Raw genomic sequence first — 22,250 nt, 5'->3', positions numbered from 1 at the left:
GCGCATCCGTTCGTGCGGGGACGAGTGCGCCGCGCGCCTCTTGCGAGCGCCTGCTCGTCGGCCGATTACATCTCCTGACGGATGCCCATTGACACGCAGGCGACAGGAGTGCGCAGATGACGGTCGAAACCGAGCCCACCCCCGGTCACGGTTCCGCAACCGTGCGGGTACGGGCCCAGCTCAGCCTCAGCACGACCGCGGCGCGGAACCTGGCGACGACGACCAAGTCGAAGCCGCAGATGCAGGAGATCAGCTCCCGCTGGCTGCTGAAGATGCTGCCGTGGGTGCAGGTCAGCGCGGGCACCTACCGGGTCAACCGGCGGCTGAGCTACGCCCCCGGGCAGGGCCGGGTGAGCTTCACGAAGACCGGCTCCGCGGTGACGGTGATCGCCCCCTCGCTGGCCGAGGTGCCGGCGCTGCGCGGCTTCGAGGACGGGGAGGTGCTCGCCGAGATGGCCCGCCGGTTCGTGCAGCGGGACTTCGCAAAGGGCGACGTGCTGGTGCAGGAGGGGGCGCCGATCGACGAGGTGTTCCTGATCGCGCACGGCAAGGTGGACCGGATCGGCACCGGCAAGTACGGCGAGCAGACCGAGCTGGGCTCGCTCGCCGACGGCGACCACCTCGGCGACGAGGCGATCACCGAGGGCGGCGGCACCTGGCCGTACACCGTGAAGGCGGCCACCTCCGGGGTCGCGATGGCGCTGTCCTGGCCGGTGCTCCAGGAGCTGGTCGGCCGCTCCGAGTCGCTGCGCGAGCAGCTGCTGGGCTTCGCCGCCGACGCCGCGCAGGCGCAGAACGAGCACGGCGAGGCGCGGATCGACCTCTCGGCCGGCCACCGGGGCGAGTACGAGCTGCCCGGCGCCTTCGTGGACTACGAGCCGGCGCCGCGCGAGTACGAGCTGAGCGTCGCGCAGACCGTCCTCAAGGTGCACACCCGGGTCGCGGACCTCTACAACAAGCCGATGAACCAGACCGAGGAGCAGCTGCGGCTGACCATCGAGGCCCTGCGGGAGCGGCAGGAGTACGAGATCATCAACAACCCGGAGTTCGGGCTGCTCGGCAACGCCGACTTCGACCAGCGGATCCAGACCCGCACCGGGGCGCCCACCCCGGACGACCTGGACGAGCTGCTGAGCATGCGCCGCGACACCGACTTCCTGTTCGCCCACCCGCGGGCGATCGCGGCCTTCGAGCGGGAGTGCAACCGGGCCGGCGTCTACCCGTCCACGGTCGACGTCCTCGGCAAGCACCGGCCGGCCTGGCGCGGGGTGCCGATCTTCCCGTGCAACAAGATCCGGGTGTCCGACCAGCAGACCAGCGCGTTCATCGCGATGCGCGTCGGCGAGGACAACCAGGGCGTGGTCGGCCTCACCCAGATCGGCATCCCGGACGAGGTGGAGCCGGGCCTGAACGTCCGGTTCATGGGCATCGACGAGAAGGCGATCGCCTCGTACCTGGTCAGCACCTACTACTCGGCGGCGGTGCTGGTGCCGGACGCGATCGGTGTGCTGGAGAACGTCGAGGTCGGGCACGCCGGCAGCTGACGCCCTACGTCTCCTGGGCGGGGGAGCGGAGCAGGCGCAGCGAGCGCCCGCCCAGGACGACGGTGCCGCCCGGGGCGACGGTGCCGCCCGGGCCCGGGGCCGCGGTGTCGACCACGCTCTCGTACGGGGCCGCCGGCGCCGCCCAGGGGTCCCCGGGCAGGGTGAACACCACCGGTTCGTGGCCCGCGTTGAGCAGCAGCAGGAAGCTGTCGTCGCCGGGCGCCGGCCCGTCCTCGTCCCGTTCGGGCAGCGCGGTGCCGGAGAGCAGCATGCCGAGGCAGGCGGTCGGTGCGAACCAGTCGGCCTCGGTCATCTCGGTGCCGCGCGGGGTGAACCAGGTGAGGTCGGGCCGGCCGCCCGGGGTGGTGGCCCGGCCGGAGAAGAACGCCCGCCGGCGCAGCACCGGGTGGGCCAGGCGCAGCCGGACCAGCCGGGCGGTGAACGCGCACAGCTCCTGCCAGCCGGGCTGCTCCAGCAGTGACCAGTCCAGCCAGCCGACCTCGTTGTCCTGGCAGTAGGCGTTGTTGTTGCCGCCCTGGGTGCGGCCCAGTTCGTCCCCGGCGGTGAGCATCGGGACGCCGGCGGAGAGCAGCAGGGTGGCGGTCAGGTTGCGCAGTTGGCGCAGCCGCAGCGCGTTGACCGCGGGGTCGGTCGTCTCGCCCTCGGCGCCGTGGTTCCAGGAGCGGTTGTCGTCGGTGCCGTCGCGGTTGTCCTCGCCGTTGGCCCCGTTGTGCTTGCGGTCGTAGGAGACCAGGTCGCGCAGGGTGAAACCGTCGTGCGCCGTCACGTAGTTGACGGAGGCGTACGGGCGGCGGCCGGCCCGCCGGTAGAGGTCGGAGGAGCCGGAGAGGCGGTAGCCGAGCTCGCGCACGTCCGGGCGGGCGCCGCGCCAGAAGTCCCGTACGGTGTCGCGGTACCGGTCGTTCCACTCGGCCCACAGCGGGGGGAAGCCGCCGACCTGGTAGCCGCCCGGGCCGACGTCCCAGGGCTCGGCGATCAGCTTCACCCGGCCGAGCAGAGGGTCCTGGGAGACGGCGGTGAGGAACGGGTGGTCCATGTCGACGGTGTCGCCGCCGCTCGGGCCGCCGCGGGCCAGGGCGGCGGCCAGGTCGAAGCGGAAGCCGTCCACGCCCATCTCGGTGACCCAGTAGCGCAGCGAGTCGGTGATCAGCCGGACCACCTGCGGGCGGCGGGTGTCCAGGGTGTTGCCGCAGCCGGTGTAGTCGGCGTAGCCGCGCGGGTGGTTCGGCGGGAGGCGGTAGTAGGCGGCGTTGTCGATGCCGCGCAGTGAGAGCGACGGGCCGAGGGCGCCGCCCTCGGCGGTGTGGTTGAACACCACGTCGAGGATCACCTCGATCCCGGCGGCGTGCAGGGCGCGGACCATCCGCCTGAACTCGCCGACCTGGCCGCCGCGGGAGCCGGAGGCGGAGTAGCCGGCGTGCGGGGCGAAGTAGCCGATCGTGTTGTAGCCCCAGTAGTTGACGAGTCCGCGGGCCTGGAGGTGGTCCTCGCTGGTGTACTGGTGCACGGGCAGCAGCTCGACGGCCGTCACGCCGAGGCGGGTGAGGTGGTCGAGGGCGGCGGGGTGGGCGAGGCCGGCGTAGGTGCCGCGCAGGTGCGGGGGGATCTCCGGGTGGCGCATGGTGAAGCCGCGCACGTGGAGTTCGTAGAGGACCGTCTCGGACCAGGGGGTGTTCGGGCGGTCGCCGTCCTCGTGGCGTTCGTCGTCGTGGACGACCACCGATCTCGGGACGTACGGCGCGGAGTCGCGGTTGTCCCGGACGGTGTCGGCGACGTCCGCCTCGGGCCAGTTGCGGACGGCGGCGCAGGCGGCGTCGTGGGAGGTGTAACAGCCGTCGACGGCGCGGGCGTACGGGTCGAGCAGCAGCTTGGCGGGGTTCCAGCGGGCGCCGGTCCACGGGTCCCAGCGGCCGTGCACGCGGAAGCCGTAGCGGGTGCCGGGGAGCACGCCGGGGAGGAAGCCGTGCCAGACCTGGGCGTCCTGCTCGGTGAGGGGGTGGCGGGTCTCGTGGCCCTCCTCGTCGAACAGGCAGAGCTCCACGGCTTCGGCGCCGGCCGCCCAGAGGGCGAAGTCGGTGCCCCGGCGGCCTCGGTGGTCGGTGATGAGGCGGGCGCCCAGGGGTTGCCAGTTGCCGGGGTTCAGGTGCGGTGCCGACGCCATGGCGGTGGCCTTCCTGGGCGGGGTGTTCCGGGTCCATTCACCTTCTCTTTCCCGGATTGCGTCCGGCAGAAGCGGTGGGCGTTTCCGTGGGTCGGGGGATTCCGGGTGATCGGCGTGTCCCCGTGTCGAGGGCCATCGTTGTTCCGGGCGTCGGTTGTGAACAGTGGGAGGGGCCCCGGGATGCGGCGCCGAGGACGGGTGTGGGCGCGGGGCGTGGCGGCGGTGGTCTGCTGTCTGGTCGTCCTGGCGGGTTGTGGCGGTCCGGCGGGGGTGTCGGAGGGGGACGCGGTCGAGGGCGGTGCGCGGGCGGTGCCGGCGGTGCCGTCCCGGGCGGTGCTCGCCGTGCAGCCGGTCGACGGGGCGCAGGACGTGCAGCCGGCGGGCGCCGTCCGGGTGGGGGTGACGCAGGGGCGGCTGGTGTCCGTGCGGCTGGCGGACGGCAAGGGCGCCGAGGTGCCGGGGAGGATCGCGGCCGACGGCGGCGGGTGGGTGCCGGACGGGCCGTTGCCGCTCGGGACGGCGTTCACGCTGGACTCCGTCGCGGAGGACGACCAGGGGCGCAAGGCGGCCTGGCACTCGGCGTTCACGACCGTCGCGCGGGCGCACACCTTCGCGGCGTTCTTCACCCCGGAGGACGGCTCCACGGTCGGCGTCGGCATGCCGGTCTCGCTGCGCTTCAGCCGTTCGATCACCGACCGGGCGGCGGTGGAGAAGGCCGTCCAGGTCGTCGCGGACCCGCCGGTGCCGGTGGCCGCGCACTGGTTCGACGGGCAGCGGCTGGACTTCCGTCCGCAGCAGTACTGGGCGGCGGGCACCCGGGTGACGGTGGCGTTGCGGCTCAAGGACGTGCAGGGGGCGCCGGGGGCGTTCGGGACGCAGAGCCGGGACCTGCACTTCACCGTCGGCCGGGCGCAGGTCTCGACCGTCGACCTGGACGCCCACACGATGACCGTCCGGGCGGGCCGGGGCGGCCAGGTGGTCCGGGTGCTGAAGATCTCCGGCGGCAGCCCCGACCACTCCACCTACCGGGGGGTGATGGTGGTGTCGGAGAAGTACAAGGTGACCCGGATGAACTCGCAGACCGTCGGCATGGGCGACGAGTACGACATCCAGGACGTTCCGCACGCGATGCGGCTGACCACCTCCGGCACCTTCGTGCACGGCAACTACTGGGCGGATCCCGGGGTGTTCGGCACCGCCAACACCAGCCACGGCTGCATCGGGCTGGCCGACGCCAAGGGCGGGGCGAGCAAGGACTCCCCGGCGGGCTGGCTGTTCGAGCACACCGTCCCGGGGGACGTGCTGGAGGTGAAGGCCTCCGCCGGGGACTTCGTGCCGCCGCAGAACGGGCTCAACGGCTGGAACGTGCCGTGGGACCAGTGGGTGGCCGGGAGCGCGCTGCGGCTGGTGCCGTAGGCCTCCTCCGAACCTTCACCTCTCGTCAACCCGACTCCTCTCAGGTTTCACTCGGAAGGCTTAGCTATCCTGCTCCGGCGCGTCCGGGATCCGGCCGGAAAGATCGGCCGGACGGTGCAACTCATGGGGGCACTCAACGCGTCAAGTGAGTGAAATACCGGGAGGGGAGAAACCGTGAAGACGGGTAAGACGGTCGGCGCAGCGATACGCACCACCAACCGCTACGGGCGCCGGAGCGCGATGGCGCTGGTCATGGGCGGGGTGCTGCTGCTGACGGCCGCCTGCAACGACGACAAGGGCGGCGGCTCGGGGGGTACGGGCGGCGGCAACGCGGCCTCCGCGCCGGCGGCGGACGCGGGCGGCGGCTCGGCGACGCCGAAGCCCTCGGCCGCGGTGTTCGCCGTGCAGCCGGCCGACGGCGCCCAGGACGTCGCGCCGAACGGGCTGGAGGTGGCCGTCTCCAACGGCAAGCTCAGCACGGTCGAGGTGACCGACAAGGACGGCAAGCCGGTCGAGGGCGCGATCACCCCGGACGGCACCGGCTGGAAGCCCGCGGGGGCGCTCGCCGTCGGCATGGCGTACAAGGTGAACGCGCAGGCCAAGGACGCGGAGGGGCTGGTGGCCGCGTCCACCACCACCTTCACCACGCTGACGCCGGAGAAGAAGGTCTCCACCAACGACAACATCAGCGACGGCGCCACCTACGGCGTCGGCATGATCGTCTCGGTGAACTTCAACAAGGACGTCAAGAACAAGGACGCCGTCCTCAAGGGCATCACGATCGAGTCCAACAACGGCACCGTGGTCAAGGGCCACTGGTTCGGCGACCGCCGGGTGGACTTCCGTCCGGAGAAGTACTGGGCGCCGGGCACCAAGGTGACCGTCAAGTACCGGCTGAAGAACGTCGAGGTCGCCCCCGGCATCTACGGCGACGTGGACAAGGACGAGCCGTTCACCATCGGCCGGTCGATGGTCTCCACGGCGGACGCCAAGGCGCACCAGATGACCATCGAGCGGGACGGCCAGAGCACCACCGTGCCGGTCACCCTGGGCGCGGACGCCACGCCGTCCTGGGGCGGGACGATGGTGGTCATGTCCAAGGAGAAGGTCACCCGGATGAACTCGCAGACCGTCGGTCTCGGTGGCGAGTACGACATCAAGGACGTCCCGCACGCGATGCGGCTGACCACCTCCGGCACCTTCGTGCACGGCAACTACTGGGCCAGCCCGTTCGGCAAGACCAACGCGAGCCACGGCTGTGTGTCGATGCAGGACGTGAAGGGCGGCAGCGACTCCTCCGTCGCCGGCAAGTTCTTCAACGACTCGATGGTCGGCGACCCGATCAAGGTCGTGAACACCAAGGAGAAGACCGTCGCGCCCTCCAACGGGCTGGGCGGCTGGAACGTGGACTGGGCCGCCTGGTAGGCCCTTCCCGGTAGCGGGCCCGGCTGATCCGGGCCTTCCGGCGAGTTTGCCGTCGTGCGGCCCGATCCTCACCCGTTGGGGTCGGGCCGCCGCGGTTTCCGGGGCGACGAGCCCCACGAATGGCGCAACCTTTCCGATGGCCCGAAGCGTGTGACGTTCGGGTCCGTCGGATTCACGGGGATCACGGGGTTTCTGAGGGAGGGATCGACGTTGAGGTCGATACGCAGAGTGGTGGCGGTCGGTCTGGTCGGCGGCGCGATGGCGCTGACGGCCGCCTGCGGCGGGGGCGGCGGGAGCACGGCGGGCGGCGCGGCCAAGGCCGACCTGGGGGCGGGCGCGGCCGGTGCCAAGCCCGCGGCGGCGCCCAGCGCGGCGGCGTCCACCGGCACGGTGCCGAAGGTCTCCAAGGCGGCCGTGAGCATCGAGCCCAAGCCCGGCTCGGTGGACGTGGCGCCGAACGCGCTGAAGATCGGCGCGACCGGGGGCAAGCTCACCACCGTCAAGGTGAACGACAAGGCGGGCAAGGAGGTCCCCGGCACCATCTCCGCCGACGGCTCCTCCTGGACGCCCACGGCCGGCCTGGAGGTGGGCACCGCCTACCAGGTCAGCGCGATGGCCGCGGACGCCGACGGCGCGGTCGCCACGGCGGACAGCGACTTCTCCACGCTGACCCCGACGGAGCTCGCCAAGGCCTCGGACAACGTGGACAACGACGCGACGTACGGCGTCGGCATGATCGTCTCGGTGAACTTCAGCAAGGACGTCGCGAACAGGGACGAGGTCGCCCGGGGCATCAGCTTCGAGACCAGCAACGGCACCGTGGTGAAGGGCCACTGGTTCGGCGACCGCCGGCTGGACTTCCGCCCGGAGCAGTACTGGACGCCCGGGACGAAGGTGGTCGTGCACTACCGCCTCAAGAGCGTCGAGATCGCCCCCGGGGTGTACGGCGGGGACCGGGACGAGCCCTTCACGATCGGGCGGTCCCAGATTTCGACGGTTGACGCCGCGACGCACAAGATGACGGTCGTATCGGCAGGTCAGACGAGCGACATCGACATCAGCGCCGGCGCGCCCGAACACCCCACCTGGAACGGGACGATGGTGGTCATGTCCAAGGAGGGCGTGGTGCGGATGCAGTCCAGCACCCTGCCCGGCATGACCGGTGCGCCGTACGACCTCCAGGTCCCGCACTCGATGCGGCTCACCGACTCCGGCACGTACGTGCACGGCAACTACTGGAGCAGCAGCAGCACCTTCGGCGAGGACAACGTCAGCCACGGCTGCGTGGGCCTCAAGGACGTCCAGGGCGGCGGCGCCAACACCTCGATGGGCAAGTTCTACGACGGCACGCTGGTCGGCGACGTGATGGTCGTGAAGAACTCGACGAGGAAGGAGACGCTCGACCCGTCGAACGGGCTGAGCGGCTGGAACGCGCCGTGGAGCACCTGGTGATCGGTCGCTGAGGTGGGGGAGGGGTCAACCCGGGCTTGACGGAAGTCGGCCCGGGTCGGCCCCTTCTTGCATCCGGCATATGCCGACGCGACGTGATCGTTTGCTCATTGTCCGTACGCGGCTGCTTGCGTTCCGCAATGATGGTCCGCATGGCGGGTTGGGGCGAAGCAGATCAGTCAGTGGTTCCCGGGGCCGGAGTGGTGGCCGAGGCATCCTGGATCGACGTCCGGGGCGGTGGGCTCTCGGCACTGGAGCGGCTCACCTCCGAGGAGCTGGAGGAGCTGTACTCCGGCAGACTTCGCGACCCGTCGGCCCCCAACGAGGTACGGCTGCCGTCCCGGCCCGAGTCGGGCCCGGTGGCCCGCAGACTGGTGCTCTCCGTCCTGGAGTCCTGGGAGCTCCACCAGCACCTGGAGGCCGGGGAGTTGCTCACCAGCGAGCTGGTCAGCAACGCGGTCCGGCACGCGGCCGGGCGCACCATCGGCCTGCACGTCAGTCGCAAGCCCGGGTGGCTGCGGATCGAGGTCCGGGACTCCTCGCGGGCGCTGCCGTGCATGATCCTCGCCGAAGCCAAGCCGGTGAACGAGCGCGGGCGGGGGCTGAGGATCGTCGACGACCTCGCCGATCGCTGGGGCGCGGACCTGCTGCCGCGCGGCAAGGGCGTCTGGTTCGAGCTGAGGGTGCGCGAGCGGCCCTGAGGGCGGGTGAACCGCTGTTCCTTGTGTTCCCGTGTTCCCGGGAAACACGCAGGGCCCCCGGGTGCGCCGTGGTCCGGCGGATGGGGGCCCCTGCAAGTCATCGCGCCGGCCAAGGGGGTGCGTGCCGCGCGATGGGCGTCGGCAGTGCCAGGTCGGGCCCGCCGAAGTCATCAACCCAGGGCGGCGTGCTGTGTCGCCCGCCGTTGGGCTGCTCTGACTATCGCACGGATCTCAGCATGTGGGCAAACCGGATGGCTTGGAATGCAAGGTCTGTTACCTAGTTCACCTTTGGAATTTGCATAGGTTAACGCCATCGCCTGTGAATATTCATGATCGCGGCAATGTGACCATGGCTTGGCGGGCTCGGGCGGCGTGTGCGCGCACGGCGGCGGGGGAGAGGTGCCGGCGGGGTGGCGGGGCGCTGGGGGTGCCGTCGCGGCAGGTGCGGCAGAGGCCGCCGAGGAGGGCGTGGGGGCGGCAGGGGGTGCGGCAGGCGGTGCACTCGATGACGCGGGCGGGGTGGTCCGGCTGTGGGGGTGGGGTCGGAGCCGGGTGGCGTTCCGGGGGCATCTTGTCGAGCAGGCGGCGGCGGGTGAAGGCGGCCGGGCTGTGGACGTCCGGCGGGAGGCCGCCGGTGAGGGCGGCCGTGAAGAGGGCCGGAGAGGTGCCCCGGGCCAGCCACTCGGCGGCCAGCGGTTCCAGGGCGGTGCAGTCGGCGGCCGAGAGGGCGAGGCGGGGGTCGGCGAGGCCGAGGCCGGCGAGGGCGGCGTAGGCGGCCGAGGTGGGGGACGTGCGGTTGAGCGTTCGCTCCTTGGGGGGATCGGGCGCGGCGGGCGTTGACGTCTCGCCGGTCATGACGAAGCGCGTCCACCAGGCGTCGGAGCGGGGCGTACGGGAGAAGTAGGTGCGGAACACCCAGCGGCAGTCCTTGGAGCTGACGCGCTCGCGGACGCGGCGCAGATGACCTGCGGTGGAGAGGTTGTTGAGGGCGGTGCGGCAGGCCATCTGCCCGTAGTGGGGCTGGAGGACGGCGAGGGTCTTGACGTCCATGGCGGCGCCGTCGGGGAGATGGTCGACGAGCGAGGCGAGGTACGCCTCGCGGGCGGGGAGGTGGGCGAAGTCGCGCGCGGAGCGGGGGAGTTGCTCCGGGGCGGACTGCTTGCCGTATCCGGGGGTCGCCATGGCGGTAGGGTTGTGGGTAGCCACAGGATCGAGCTCGATTCGATCGTGCCGGTCAGACCCCCGTTCGGTGTTGGTAGCACCGGCGGGGGTTGTTTCTTGCTGCGCACGCTACATGGGGAAACCGCCTGTGGAGAAGTCGTGACGATAAGTCATATCTGCTGCGCACGGGGGTGGTTGGAAGGTGGTTGCCCACCCATTCCATTGAGGGTCACTCGGCCTGTGCGGCTTGAGCTTCGGAGGCGAAGGAGACGAAGGCGGACCAGGCCTCGGGGGAGAAGGTGAGGGTCGGGCCGGTCTTGTCCTTGGAGTCGCGGACGTGGATGGCGGAGGGGCAGGAGGCCACCTCGACGCACTCGCCGCCGTCGTCGTTGCTGTAGCTGGACTTGAACCAGGAGACGGCGACTTCGACGCAGGCGCCACCGTCGTCGTTGCTGTAGCTGGACTTGAACCAGTCGGCTTCGGCGCTCATAGCTCCTCCGAGACTTTCCCGATGAACTCTACGGACTCCTCAACGCTGAGGGCCTGCATGCGGATCATGCCATGCCGCTGCGTGAGGACGTTCACCTTGTCCGGATCGGCATGCAGTACGCCGGTGCGGTGTCCTTCCACATAGGCCAACTGCTCGTGCTCGGCCGTCTCCAGCAGGATGATGGGGCCGGTGAGGGCCGGGTAGGCCGCGCGGTTCGCGGGAAGCACCTGAATGGCGACGTTCCGCAGACTGCTCATGTCGATGATGTGCGCGAGCTGCCTCTTCATGAGGTCCGCGCTGCCGACCTTTGCCCGCAGCGCGGCTTCGTAGATCACGAAACCGAACAGCACCCTCGGCGAGTTCGCCAGCTTCTCCTGGCGTTGCATCCGGCCCACGACGCGCGCTTCGACCGTGTCATCATCCAGAGGCGGCAAGGCGTGGCTGATCAGCTCTCGGGCGTACTCCTCGGTCTGGAGCAAGCCCGGGATGAGCAGGGCTGCATACGTGTGGATCGCGATGGCAGTGGCTTCGGCATCCGTGTAGCCCTGCAAATAGGGCGGGAACTTCTCCGGCGCCATGAAGGTCGCCGCTCCCAGCAGCATCCCCTTCGCGTCGCACAACTCATCGGCCGCCTGAAGCAGTTGGAGCGTCGGCTTGCGCCTGCCCGCCTCCATCGACCGCACGCTCTCGATGTCGTAGCAGGCGGCCTGGCTCAGCTGCTCCCGGCTCACGCCCGCGAGAGTGCGCCAGCGCTTGACCTGATCGCCGCAGTACCGCCACGACATCGGGTTCTGCTTCGGCGTGCTCACGACCCGGCACCCCTTCCTGCCCTGGTCGCAGGGCGGTCAGCGCTCTCGCCGTACGTGCGGCGTTACTCCTGAGGCTATGCCCGCCTGTCGACGCTTGAAGGGTGAAATGGCCGAACTCAGCCCTCGCGAGTGAAGCCGTCCGTAAACCCACCAAGGACTCTGATGCTCACTCAGCCCGTCGACCTCGTCGAGTGGATGTTCCCCCGCCTCCCCCGCAGCGCAGGCCGTGCCCGCATCCGCTTCATCCGGCAGGCCTTCGAGTGGGAGGTGCCCGTCGACGCCGCCGAGACCGCCCTGATCCTCCTCAGCGAACTCGTCACCAACGCCTGCAGCCACGCCCGAGGCCCGCGTGACCGGATGATCGGCGTGCGCGTCCTCCTCCCCACCGCCTCCGTGCTCCGCATCGAGGTCTCGGACGCCAACTCCAAGCTCCCGACCGTCCGCCAGGCCACCCCCGAGGACGAGTCCGGCCGGGGCCTCGAACTCGTCGCCGCCCTCGCCACATCCTGGGGCGCCCACCTCCGTGGCGACGGCCACATCGGCAAGACCATCTGGTGCGAACTCGCCCTCCCCGCCCCCCTCGACCCTCACGCCTGAGCCCTACCCGCCGACCGCGCGAGAAGTCGGGTGGGCCGACTTCTCGCGCACGCCCTCCGGTCGCTGCCGCACGCCTCTACCGCCTTCTGCGGTGCCGGGACAGGGTGGCGACCGACCGTATCCGTCTCATCAACAGGAGAACAGCATGGGAGAGCACTCGAAGCCGCCGAAGGACCCGAGCCAGGGGACTCCGCCGCCGGACAACGCCGACGGCAAGGTGCCCCCGCCGCCGCCGAGCAACGGCAAGCACAAGAAGAAGTGATGGCGAGCGACGACGGGCGCCTGGCCGAGCACCGGGCACGCCTGCACGCGGAGATGGCGCGACGCGGGGCGTGGCCGGAGGACTCGCCGTGGCTGCGCGAGGCCTTCGCCGCCCTGCCGCGCGACCGGTTCGCGCCGGACCGGCTGTGGCGCTGGGACGGCTGGGCCTACGTGCCGGTCGACCACGCCGACGACCCGGACCGCTGGGCCGCCGAGCTGTACTCCGGCGTCGACGCGGCTGCCGTCACCCAACTCACCGACGGCCGCCCGTCGTCCTCACTGTCCGCGCCCTCCGTGGTGGCGGACATGCTGGACAGCCTCAGGGTGGAGCCGGGCCACCGGGTGTGGGACGTCGGCACCGGCCAGGGCTGGACGGCAGCGCTGGCCGCCTGGCGGGCCGGGCCGGGCCTGGTGGTGACCACCGAGGTCGACGAGGACCTGGCCGCCTTCGCCCGGGCCCGCCTCGCGGACGCCGGGCTCGACGTCCACGCAGCGGCAGGGGACGGCACCCGCGGCGGGGTGCCGGGCGGCGACCGAGTCGACCGCCTCCACGCCACCTACGCCGTCGAAACCGTCCCCTGGTCCTGGGTGGAGGCGGTGCGCCCGGGCGGACGGATCGTCTACCCCTGGGGCCGGTTGGGGTACGTCGCCCTCACCGTCGCCGACGACGGCACCGCCGCGCACGGCTGGGTCCACGGCCTGGCCCAGTTCATGGGCGACCGACACGCTCCGGCCCAGCCGGGCAGTGGGCCCGCCGCGTACGCGCAGGTGCGCGGCGATGCCGAACCCGAGGCCTGCCGGGTACTGGACCGCGACCCGGCAGGCCTGGAGGACTGGCACCTCAGGTTCGCGCTGCGCGTCGCCGTCCCGGACGCCGTGCTGTCCACCGACCGGGCCGGGGAGGGGTCGGCCACCCTGGTCCACGACGGCGCCCGTTCGTGGGCCGAGATCCGTCCGGGCGCGGACGGCGGGCCGCTGCTGTCGCAGGGCGGGCCGCGCCGCATCGGCGACGAACTGGTGGCCGCCTGGTCCCAGTGGGAGGCGCTCGGCCGCCCCGATCTCCACGACTACGGCGTCACCGTCACCCCGGACGCCCAGTGGGCCTGGCAGGGCGACCCGAACGACGGCCCCCGGTGGCCGATCGGACGCCGTGAGCGGTCGACCCCGCCTCTGCCCGGCGCCCTCGGGCAACGGACCGCGCCGAATGACGTTCTCCGGCGGTTCGGGCCGGATGAGGACTTTGCGGCGGACGTGGCATCCGCTCACGCCCTGCTCAACGACAAGGTGGCCGAGTGGCCCGCCGACTGAGGGTGCTGCGCGAGAAGTCGGCCCGGCCGACTTCTCGCGCAGCACGGGCGTGTTGATGACGCCGCGGGTCAGGAGAGCGAGAAGCCCATCTGGTTGACCACCGGCGTCATCGGCACGTACAGCACCTGCGAGTAGCACTTGGCCGGGTGCGCCGTCGATCCGGCCGGGCAGCCGACCTCGGACCTCGCCGCCACGATCACGCCGCGGGCCTCCATGTCACCGTTCGGGCCGGACGGGTTCGCCACCGCCGGGCCGCCGCTGTCGCCCTGCGCGGCGATCGCCCGGCGGTCGCCGCCCTTCGACTCGGCGACGTCCACCGGCCTGATCTTCGTGCCCTCGTCGTTCGTCGTCTCCACGTCGACCCGCTTGATCTGCACGTCGCACTTCCACCCCGACTGGGCGCCGCTCAGGCAGACCAGGTCCCCGACGTTGTTCCGCCCGGCCCCGTACGTGTGCCGGGACGAGCCGCCGTGGTCCGACCAGGCGCCGTCGTAGAACCGGCCGCCGCCGCTCCCGTTGACCGCGATCATGCCGACGTCCAGGCCGTCGCCGACCGAGGACAGGTCGCCGATGTAGCCGCCGGTGCCGTTGTAGTACCGGCCGCCGCCGCAGTGCGCGGCGGTCAGTACCACCCTCGTCCCACCCTTCCAGCCACTGAACGCCGTCGAGCAGAACGACGCCTTCGCCGTGCTCACCTCGGCCCCCGCGTAGTACGGCGCGCTGTCGGAGTGCCGGCCGCCGGACAGCGCCACCGGTGTTCCCTCGACACTGGCTGTCACCGGCATCCCGGCGATCTCGGCGGCCCGCGAGGAGTACGCCTGCACGGTCGCGTCACCGTCGGTGAGCCGCTTCGCCGCCGCCGTCTCCGGCGCGTACGTGATCGCGATCGCGGCGCCGTCCTCCTGGGGGCCGATCGACGTCCAGGCGTCGCGGGCCACGGCGGCGGTGAAACGGTCGATCGCGGCGCGCATCTCCGCGCGGGAGTACGGGCTCCGGTGGACGTCGACGGTGTAGCCGGGCCGGGCGTTCGCGTCGAGGAGGAGGCGGACCGTGGCCGGGGTCGCACCCTTCCAGTAGACGTCGGCGTGCTGGTCGGACGCGTCGACCACCGTCCCCGCGTAGCCGGCCGCCGCCGGGTCCCCGGACTCCACCCAGTCCTGCACCGGGTCCGTCATGCGGTGGAGCACCTGCTGGGCGTCCGGATCGCGGAGCACCGGCAGACTCACGGACAGGTACGGCTCGTCCTGCGCCACATCGGCGGCGACCAGGCCGGAGCCGACCACGACGGCCAGGACCACGGGCAGCACGAGGCGGGAGCGGCGCATGAGCGGGGTCCTTCCGGTGAGCCGACGGGCCGACACTCAGCGTAGGGATCCATCGACGGTCCGCTATGGGGGAAAGCCGAACACCGGGCCGCCAACGGGTGTGCGCGAGCGGCAACGCGCCCCCGCGAGGGGCGGGGCGACCCCCCGGAGGCAGATGGGGCGCCTGCGCGGGAAGTCGGCCCTGTCGACTTCCCGCGCGGACGGCTAGCATCGGGCCCGTGAACCTGTACTGGCACGTCGTGCTGCCACCGCTCAGCGCCTGATCGGGCGCGCGCTTCGGTGGCTTGACCCCCTGCGACCCCGGCCCGGCCCGATGGCGGCCGCCGTGGGCCGGCGGCGTGCGCCCGTTCTCGGAACCCCTCTCCTGATGGTCTTCGACGACGGAAGTTCACGACTGTGCCGAATCGCTTGCCCTCGCCTGCCCGTACCGCTTCCCCCGTTTCCCCCGTGCCCCCCGTTCCCCGGGCACCCCGCCGCGCCCGTCCCCGCGGTGGCGCGGTGCCGATCCTGACCGCCGCCGTCCTCTGGGGCACCACCGGCACGGCCAGCTCGCTGGCACCCTCCGGCGCCCCGGCGGCCGGGATCGGCGCCGCCGGACTGGTGCTCGGCGGGCTGCTGCTGTTCCTCACCGACCGCACCGCCCGGAAGTTGCCCCGGGTGTGCGCGCCGCGCGAGCGGTGGCTGCTCGCGGCCGGAGCCGTCGCGGTGGCCGGGTACCCGCTGACCTTCTACCCGGCGGTGAGCCGTACCGGCGTGGCCGTCGCCACCGTGATCGCCCTCGGCAGCGCGCCGGTGTTCACCGGACTGCTCGGCTGGCTCGCCCGGCAAGGCCGGCCCGACGGGCGGTGGGCCGGGGCCACGGCGCTCGCCGTACTCGGCTGCGCCGTGCTCGTACTGGGCCCCGAACTCGCCGGGCGCGGCACGGCGGTGGACCCGTTGGGCGTACTGCTGGCGGCGCTCTCCGGGCTCTCCTACGCGGTGTACTCGCTGATCGGCGGACGACTGATCGCGGCCGGGCACCCCTCGGGCGGGGTGATGGGCGCCATGTTCGGCGGCGGGGCGCTGATCGTCCTGCCGGTGCTCCTCGCGGGCGATGTGCAGTGGCTCGCCTCGGCGCGCGGAGCAGGCGTGGTGCTGCACCTCGCAGTGGTCACCACGTTCGTCGCCTACTGGCTCTTCGGCCACGGCCTGCGCCACACCACCGCCCAGACCGCCACCACCCTGACCCTCGCCGAACCGGCCGTCGCGGCGGTCCTCGGCGTGGCCGCCCTCGGCGAGCGCCTCCCCGCCCTCTCCTGGTGCGGCCTCGCCGTCCTGGCCTGCGGCCTGGCCGTCCTCGCCCTCCCAGCGCGCCGCTAGTGCTCTGACCGCATAGGTTCGCCGGGGTGGGTGCTTCTCAGTCGGATCGTGCCGCCTTCCATGTCCACGATGTTCGGCGGGGAAGGCTGTCCAGTTCCCGGCGGCCGGTGCACCAGAGAAGCACCTGGACAGGATCTCCGGGTGGGGCGTCGGGGAAGAGGCGATCGAGCACAGCCGCACACAGCGGTGCCGGCGGCAACCAGTCCACGCCCAGTCCCTGCGTGATGTCGTGGGTGTGCAGCAGGGTTTCGGCGACGCCCATGGCTGCGAACCCCTCGGGGTCGCACGGACCCCAGTGCCAGGCCCGCAAGGTGGGGCCGGCTGTGGCCAACGCGCTGCCGAGGAGTCGGCCGCAGGCGGTGACCGTCTGAAGTACATCGGCCGGCGAGGCGGTGGGGCGAACGTTCAGGTCGAAGGGGAGGTAGGCGTCGGCAGCACCTGATGCCACTTGCCCTGCGTAGGCCAGGAGGTCGTGTCCGATGTGCGCCGCCGTCTCCCAGCAACTCCACTCCAGCGGACCCGCCCGCACCGTCCAATCCGCAGCCGTGTGGGGGCCGAGCGTCCTCGACATCTCCGCCACGGCCGTGTCGACATCCTGATAGTCCATGCGGAGCTCCTTACGAGGTTCGTGTTGTGCGACTGAGCTGTGTCGGTGGTCCGGTCACGCTGCTTGGGCTCCGGGGCGCCCTCCCCACCGGACGCCCTTCTCTGAGCTGTGTGGTTCGGATGGTTCGAGTCCGCCGGCGTGAACTGCCGCAGCGGTCCGAAGTGCGCCTCGATCGGGTTCGCCCAGGACGCGTTGGCGGGTGTGAAGCAGAGGTGGACGTTGTTGTTCTTCGTCCAGCGAATGATCTTCTTGCCGTTGTGGGCGGAGAGGTTGTCCGGGATCACGTAGACCGGGGCGCCGTCCGGGCGGGCCGCCCGGATCGACCTGAGCGCGGCCAGGGTGTTCACGGTGCCCTCGCGGCGCCTGTTCACGCCCCACAGGGCGTCGTCGCCGACCGAGTAGCAGCCGTGGAAGTAGGTCACGCCGTGGGTCCGCTTGTAGGTCGCCGGCAGCCGGCCGGGCCGGCCCTGCTCGGCCCGGCAACTTCCCGCGGTGGGGCGGATGCCGAGCGGGCCGAACCCGTCGAACGCAAATGTGCGGTCCGGGAAGCGGTCCAGGACGTGCTCGATCCGGTCGAGCTTGGCGTCGTAGCCGGGGTCGGTGGACTCCTTCCACGTCTTGGCCCGCTGGAAGGCGACGCCTCGTCGGGCGAGCAGACAGCGCAGGGCCTCACGGCCGATGCGGATCACCCGGCCATGAACCCGGCGCAGGTAGGCGAGCAGTTTGCGGACGGACCAGCGGGTGAACGGCTGCCCGAGCTTGGCGGGGCGGGTGGTGGCCGTCTTGATGACGAAGGCCTCGTCGTCAGGACTGAGCAGGCGGGGACGGCCTCCCGCCCGCTGAGGGTCCAGGCAGGCCAGGCCGATCCCGTTGAACCGGTGGACCAAATCCCGCACGGTGTTCCCATCCGCCTGGACCAGCCGGGCGATGACCGGCACCCGGTTCCCGCCAGCCGACGCCAGCAGCATCATCGCCCGCCGGTAGCGCACCGAACTGGTACTGCCCCGGCGCACGATCCGCTGTAACTGCTGCCCCTCTTGATCGGTCAGTCTCCGGACCTTGACCGGCTCTGCCACCATGCCTCCCCACACCGGACCGGAGGTCCACCGACATTCAACCGGTTCAGGCGTCACCGCCGCCAACCCGGCGAACCCATGCGGTCAGAGCACCTAGCCGCCCGCCTTGTGTGGGAAGTCGGCCCGGCCGACTTCCTGCGGGTTGGGGTGAACCGGTTGTCGGTAGTGGCGCCGTCTGTTGGGCTGACCGGATGGGACACCTGGAAGAGCAGAGCGGGCCCGCGGCGTATGACCGCATCGGCTTCGGGTACCGGCGGATCCGGCGGCCGGATCCACGGCTGCACGCGTTGATCGGGTCCGCGCTGCAGGGGGCGCGCACGGTGGTCAACGTCGGGGCGGGGGCGGGGTCGTACGAGCCGGAGGGCGCCGAGGTCACGGCCGTCGATCCGTCGCAGGTCATGCTCGACCAGCACCCCGGGCGGCGGAAGATCAAGGGCTCGGCTTCGCAACTCCCCTTCGCGGACGGGGCGTTCGACGCGGCGATGGCCGTGCTGACCGCCCACCACTGGCCAGACCTGCAGCAGGGGCTCGCCGAGCTGCGGCGGGTCGCGCGGCGGCAGGTGGTGTTCACCTGGGATCCGGCGCACCGGCCGCAACTGTGGCTGTTGGAGGACTACCTGCCGGAGATCCGGGAGCTGGAGGACGGCCGCTTCACCCCGCTCGCCGAGGTGGTGGAGGCCCTGGACGCCCACACCGTGCTGCCGTTCCCCATCCCGCACGACTTCACCGACGGCTACCAGGCCGCCTACTGGCGGCGGCCCGAGCTCTACCTCGACCGGGCCGTCCGGCAGGCCAGTTCGACCTTCGCGACGCTGCCTCCGGAGGTGGTGGAGCCGGCGGTCGAGCGGCTGCGGGCCGACCTGGCCTCGGGGGAGTGGCACCGGCGGTACGCCGACCTGCTCGACCGGGAGAGCGTGGACTACGGCTACCGCCTGATTATCGCGGGCAAATAGGCCGGGTAGCGGCTGCGGCCGCCGCGCGGGGAGTCGGACCGGCCGACTTCCCGCGCGGCGCTGGTCACTTGACGAACACGCTGGCGCCGAACTCCTGGGTCGTGTGGCTGCAGGGGGAACGACCGCGATCACGTGCCCGGTGCAGTTCGGGCCGTCGTACACCAGGGCGTACTCGTCGGTGTGTTCCGCGTGATGAGCGGAAAGATCGGGTTGTCGATGACCACGTTGGGGGAGATGGCGAGCTGCCCGTCGGCGGCGAGGGTGCCGAGTGCGGTCGCGAGGCGTCGCATGAGGACACCTTGGGAGTGGAGGGTCGGGTCCGGGGTCAATGCGGCCCCGGAGGCAACCTCCCCGCCCGCTGGGGAGGCCGCAAGCCCCGTGCGCCGAGCGGGCGACACGTATGCGCACCAGCGGGCGCGGCCCCGGCGGGTCAGAGGCCGAAGTGGGTGGCGATGCCGTCGAGGACGCAGTCGAGGCCGGTCTCGAACTGCCAGTCGGGGTCGTCCTTGCGGGTGGCCTCGTGGAGGTAGCGCTGGTAGCGGGGGTAGCGGCCGGTGCTCATCAGCCAGCTCATCCGGGAGGCCAGGCCGGCCCGGGTCTGGTCGCCGTCGGACCAGCCGCGTTCGCGGCGCAGGGTCGCGAGGGTGATCTCGGTGGTGACCGAGCCGTGGACGTAGCCGGTGACGGTGCGGAACACCGCCATGGTGGTGTCGGCGTCCAGGCCGTGCTCGGCGAGGGCGGCGAACGCGTGCTCGGGGACGGCCAGTTGGTTGGGGCTGAGGGAGAACGGGGTGGCCGCCCGGACGGTCCAGGGGTGGGCCAGGTGCATGGCCCGCAGGTGGACGGCCAGGGTGCGCATGGTGTCCCGCCAGTCCTCGGCGGGGGCGTCCAGGGGGAGCCGGCCGTAGGCGAAGTCGACCATCAGCTCGATGAGTTCGTCCTTGCCGGAGACGTACCGGTAGGCGGCCATCGGGGCGACGCCGAGTTCGGCGGCCAGCCGGCGCATGGTGACGGCGTCCAGGCCCTCGGCGTCGGCGATGGCGACCGCGGTCTCGGCGATCCGGTGCGGGGTCAGGGTGGTGCGCGGCGCGGGGGCCGGGCGGGCCAGGCGCTCCCAGAGTGGGACCTGGGTTCTGTCGCTGTCGCCACTGGGGGCCTGCTGGGCGGGCATGGGGCGGGCTCCTTCCGGCCGGGATCGTTCTCACCGTAGCACTTCTGGTGTACGGCGTATCGGCAGTGGACGGCGTACGCGTCGATGTGTACGTTGTATTCGACTGATACGCCGTACACAGCGCCCATCCCGGAGGGGGATTCCCATGTCCACGGAGCAGAACCTGAAGGTCGCCGTCCTCGTCGGCAGCACCCGCGAGGGCCGTTTCGGCCCGGTGGTCGCCGACTGGCTGCTCGGCCACCTCGAAGCGCGCGGCGACCTGACCGCCGACCGGATCGACCTGGTGGAGACCCCGCTGCCCGTCACCTTCCCGTCCTTCGGCGGTGAACTGGCGCCGGGTGACGCCGAGTTGCTGGCCGCCGTGTCGCCCCGGCTGGAGGCGGCCGACGCGTTCGTGATCGTCACGCCCGAGTACAACCACAGCTTCCCGGCCCCGCTGAAGAACGCCATCGACTGGCACAACCGGCAGTGGCACGGCAAGCCGGTCGGCTTCGTCTCGTACGGCGGCCTGTCCGGAGGCCTCCGCGCCGTCGAGCAACTCCGCGTGGTGATGGCCGAGTTGAACGCCGCGACGATCCGCAACACGGTCAGCTTCCACAGCGCCGCGCAGTGCTTCGACGCCGACGGCAGGGCGGTCGACCCGGCCGCCGACGCGGCCGCCAAGACCATGCTCGACCAGCTCACCTGGTGGGCCCAGGCGTTGCGGGACGCCCGCCGGGCCCGCCCGTTCGCGGCCTGAGCCGACGGGGGGAGGTACGAACGCCATGGCCAGCGAACCCGCCACCGAACCCGCCACCGGCCCGGTCACCGACCAGGCCGCCGACCCCGCCGTCGAGCAGCGGCCCAAACCGCGGCTGCTAGGCGTGGTCGGGCTGATGCTCGGCATCTTCCTCGCGGCCCTCGACGGGGAGATCATCAGCACCGCGCTGCCCACCGTCGTCGGCGACCTCGGCGGGCTGGAACACCTCTCCTGGGTCATCACCGCGTACCTGCTGACCTCCGCCGCCACCACCCCGCTCTGGGGCCGGCTCGGTGACCTGTACGGACGCAAGGGCGCCTACCAGTGGGCGGTGGTGCTGTTCCTCGCGGGCTCGGTGCTCTCCGGGCTCGCCCAGGACATGGCGCAGCTGGTCGCCTTCCGGGGCCTCCAGGGGATCGGCGCGGGTGGGCTGATGGTCGGCGCGCTCTCCGTGATCGGGGTGCTCGTCCCGGCCGACGACCGGGCCCGGGTGCAGTCGGTGATCGGCGTGCTGATGCCGATCGCGTTCGTCGGCGGCCCGCTGGCCGGCGGCTTCCTCACCGAACGCCTCAGCTGGCGCTGGGCCTTCTACGTCAACCTGCCGATCGGGCTGTTCGCGCTGCTCGCGGTCGGCGTCGGGGTGCAGCTGCGGACCGAGCGCGTGCGCGCCCCGTTCGACTGGACCGGGGTCGTCCTGCTGACCACCGGCATCACCGCGCTCACCCTGGTCGGCAGCTGGGGCGGCGTCGCCTACTCCTGGACCTCCCCGCAGCTCCTCGGCGCGGCGGCGGTCGCGGCGGTCGCGCTGGGCTGGTTCGTCCGGACCGAACTGCGCGCCCCGGGGCCGCTGATCCCGCCCGCCCTGTTCCGCAACCGCAACTTCACGGTCGCCCAGGTGCTCGGCTTCCTGGCCGGAGCGCTCATGCTCGCCCTGATCGGCTACCTGCCGCAGTACCTCCAGTTCGTCCAGGGCGCCTCGCCCACCGTCGGCGGGTTGCTCCTGCTGCCCCTGATGCTCGGCATGATGGGCACCCAGCTGGTGACGGCGCGGCTGATGGGCCGGCCGGGCGGCGAGCGGCGCTACCCGCTGCTGGGCGGCGCGCTGGCGTTCGCCGGGGCCGCCCTGCTCCTGTTCCTCGGCACCGGTACGCCGGTGGCCCTCGCCTCGGGGCTCACCCTGGTCGCCGGGGTCGGGATCGGCCTGTTGACCCAGAGCACCCTGCTGACCTCGATGGGCGCCGTGCCGCCGCAGGACATGGGCGCGGCGATGGGCGTGGTCACCCTGCTGCGCAGCATCGGCGGCTCGCTCGGCATGGCCGTGCTCGGCGCGGTCTACACGGCGCGGCTCACGAGCTCGCTCGCGGAGCGCCTGGGGCCCGCCGAGGCCGACCGCCTCACCGGCGGCGGTGGTCTGACCCCGTCCGCCCTGGCCGGGCTCCCGGCCGGGGTCCGCGACGCGGTCGGGGCCGCGGTCACGGGCGGCCTGCACGGTACGGCCGCGGGCGGTGCGCTGTTGGCGGCGGTGGCCACCGCGGTGGCCTGTCTGGCCCGCCCGTCCAGGGCTCCGGGCCCGGTCGGGACGGGCACCGCCGCCGGCGCCGCGGCCGGGGCCGGGGCCCGGGCGGAGGCAGGCAGCTGAGGCGCGCGGGACGTGCGAAGGCCCCCGGGCGGAGGGGA

18 protein-coding genes and 2 pseudogenes are annotated in these 22,250 nt (G+C 72.1%); 11 read left to right on the top strand and 9 right to left on the bottom strand.

All coding sequences use genetic code 11. The annotated features are described in order from the left end of the window. Positions 1–116 precede the first annotated feature (116 nt). A complete protein-coding gene (locus ACGF13_RS13000) occupies positions 117–1,544 on the top strand; it encodes a family 2B encapsulin nanocompartment shell protein (RefSeq protein ID WP_392872969.1) in 1,428 nt (475 codons plus the stop codon). 4 nt (positions 1,545–1,548) lie between these two features. Here ACGF13_RS13000 and glgX read toward each other — a convergent pair whose 3' ends face one another. Next, positions 1,549–3,726: a glycogen debranching protein GlgX gene (gene glgX / locus ACGF13_RS12995; RefSeq protein WP_392872966.1), complete on the bottom strand. Its 2,178-nt coding sequence runs from the start codon at positions 3,724–3,726 to the stop codon at positions 1,549–1,551. Between the two features lie 180 nt (positions 3,727–3,906). Between glgX and ACGF13_RS12990 the strand changes: the two genes are divergently transcribed. The 4 genes from ACGF13_RS12990 (at position 3,907) to ACGF13_RS12975 (ending at position 8,717) form a co-directional block, all read left to right on the top strand. Continuing rightward, a complete protein-coding gene (locus tag ACGF13_RS12990; protein WP_392872963.1) occupies positions 3,907–5,142 on the top strand; it encodes an Ig-like domain-containing protein in 1,236 nt (411 codons plus the stop codon). A gap of 174 nt (positions 5,143–5,316) precedes the next feature. Next, positions 5,317–6,567: an Ig-like domain-containing protein gene (locus tag ACGF13_RS12985; RefSeq protein WP_392872961.1), complete on the top strand. Its 1,251-nt coding sequence runs from the start codon at positions 5,317–5,319 to the stop codon at positions 6,565–6,567. 210 nt (positions 6,568–6,777) lie between these two features. Next, positions 6,778–8,019 carry an Ig-like domain-containing protein gene (locus ACGF13_RS12980; RefSeq protein WP_392872958.1) on the top strand — a complete coding sequence of 414 codons (1,242 nt, stop codon included), beginning with the start codon at positions 6,778–6,780 and terminating at the stop codon, positions 8,017–8,019. 200 nt (positions 8,020–8,219) lie between these two features. Beyond that, positions 8,220–8,717: an ATP-binding protein gene (locus ACGF13_RS12975; RefSeq protein WP_392872955.1), complete on the top strand. Its 498-nt coding sequence runs from the start codon at positions 8,220–8,222 to the stop codon at positions 8,715–8,717. Between the two features lie 327 nt (positions 8,718–9,044). Here the strand turns inward: ACGF13_RS12975 and ACGF13_RS12970 are convergent, their stop codons facing one another. The 3 genes from ACGF13_RS12970 to ACGF13_RS12960 all read right to left on the bottom strand — a co-directional run bounded on the left by ACGF13_RS12970 (position 9,045) and on the right by ACGF13_RS12960 (position 11,177). Continuing rightward, positions 9,045–9,899 carry a hypothetical protein gene (locus ACGF13_RS12970; protein ID WP_392872952.1) on the bottom strand — a complete coding sequence of 285 codons (855 nt, stop codon included), beginning with the start codon at positions 9,897–9,899 and terminating at the stop codon, positions 9,045–9,047. A gap of 208 nt (positions 9,900–10,107) precedes the next feature. Continuing rightward, on the bottom strand, positions 10,108–10,368 hold the full coding sequence (locus ACGF13_RS12965) for a DUF397 domain-containing protein (RefSeq protein WP_392872949.1): 261 nt from the start codon (positions 10,366–10,368) through the stop codon (positions 10,108–10,110). Next, positions 10,365–11,177: a Scr1 family TA system antitoxin-like transcriptional regulator gene (locus tag ACGF13_RS12960; RefSeq protein ID WP_392872946.1), complete on the bottom strand. Its 813-nt coding sequence runs from the start codon at positions 11,175–11,177 to the stop codon at positions 10,365–10,367. The genes ACGF13_RS12965 and ACGF13_RS12960 overlap by 4 nt, the downstream gene beginning before the upstream one ends. A 162-nt stretch (positions 11,178–11,339) precedes the next feature. Between ACGF13_RS12960 and ACGF13_RS12955 the strand changes: the two genes are divergently transcribed. Beyond that, positions 11,340–11,774, top strand: a complete 435-nt coding sequence (locus ACGF13_RS12955; RefSeq protein ID WP_392872943.1) for an ATP-binding protein — start codon at positions 11,340–11,342, stop codon at positions 11,772–11,774. A gap of 261 nt (positions 11,775–12,035) precedes the next feature. After that, positions 12,036–13,343 (top strand): protein-L-isoaspartate O-methyltransferase, encoded by a 1,308-nt coding sequence (locus tag ACGF13_RS12950; RefSeq protein ID WP_392872940.1) that lies wholly within the window; start codon positions 12,036–12,038, stop codon positions 13,341–13,343. 68 nt (positions 13,344–13,411) lie between these two features. Here the strand turns inward: ACGF13_RS12950 and ACGF13_RS12945 are convergent, their stop codons facing one another. Then, a complete protein-coding gene (locus tag ACGF13_RS12945) occupies positions 13,412–14,668 on the bottom strand; it encodes a hypothetical protein (protein WP_392872937.1) in 1,257 nt (418 codons plus the stop codon). Between the two features lie 498 nt (positions 14,669–15,166). On the opposite strand from ACGF13_RS12945, the gene ACGF13_RS12940 reads away from it, so the two are divergent. Continuing rightward, the gene (locus ACGF13_RS12940; RefSeq protein WP_392872934.1) at positions 15,167–16,027 is read left to right on the top strand and encodes a DMT family transporter; all 861 of its coding nucleotides are present in this window, start codon (positions 15,167–15,169) and stop codon (positions 16,025–16,027) included. 37 nt (positions 16,028–16,064) lie between these two features. On the opposite strand, the gene ACGF13_RS12935 is transcribed toward ACGF13_RS12940, so the two are convergent. From ACGF13_RS12935 to ACGF13_RS12925, 3 genes and pseudogenes are all read right to left on the bottom strand, one after another. Then, complete coding sequence (locus ACGF13_RS12935; RefSeq protein WP_392874292.1) at positions 16,065–16,289, bottom strand: hypothetical protein; 225 nt, start codon at positions 16,287–16,289, stop codon at positions 16,065–16,067. 21 nt (positions 16,290–16,310) lie between these two features. Continuing rightward, positions 16,311–16,598 (bottom strand): annotated as a pseudogene (locus tag ACGF13_RS12930) (hypothetical protein); the annotation flags it as partial. 128 nt (positions 16,599–16,726) lie between these two features. Further along, positions 16,727–17,710 (bottom strand): annotated as a pseudogene (locus ACGF13_RS12925) (IS630 family transposase); the annotation flags it as partial. Positions 17,711–17,901: 191 nt separating this feature from the next. Between ACGF13_RS12925 and ACGF13_RS12920 the strand changes: the two are divergent. After that, positions 17,902–18,663 carry a class I SAM-dependent methyltransferase gene (locus ACGF13_RS12920; protein ID WP_392872931.1) on the top strand — a complete coding sequence of 254 codons (762 nt, stop codon included), beginning with the start codon at positions 17,902–17,904 and terminating at the stop codon, positions 18,661–18,663. Positions 18,664–19,093: 430 nt separating this feature from the next. Here the strand turns inward: ACGF13_RS12920 and ACGF13_RS12915 are convergent, their stop codons facing one another. Next, a complete protein-coding gene (locus ACGF13_RS12915; RefSeq protein ID WP_392872928.1) occupies positions 19,094–19,834 on the bottom strand; it encodes a TetR/AcrR family transcriptional regulator in 741 nt (246 codons plus the stop codon). Positions 19,835–19,979: 145 nt separating this feature from the next. On the opposite strand from ACGF13_RS12915, the gene ACGF13_RS12910 reads away from it, so the two are divergent. Continuing rightward, positions 19,980–20,573, top strand: coding sequence for an NADPH-dependent FMN reductase (locus ACGF13_RS12910; protein ID WP_392872925.1), 594 nt, complete (start codon positions 19,980–19,982; stop codon positions 20,571–20,573). Positions 20,574–20,598: 25 nt separating this feature from the next. Continuing rightward, positions 20,599–22,212: an MDR family MFS transporter gene (locus ACGF13_RS12905; protein WP_392872922.1), complete on the top strand. Its 1,614-nt coding sequence runs from the start codon at positions 20,599–20,601 to the stop codon at positions 22,210–22,212. The last annotated feature ends 38 nt before the right edge of the window (positions 22,213–22,250 follow it).

This window comes from Kitasatospora sp. NPDC048286 (genome assembly GCF_043201735.1).
In the GTDB taxonomy this organism is placed as follows: domain Bacteria; phylum Actinomycetota; class Actinomycetes; order Streptomycetales; family Streptomycetaceae; genus Kitasatospora.
The sequence above is the reverse complement of the archived record's forward strand: the minus strand, read 5'-3'. Positions and strand labels throughout refer to the sequence as shown.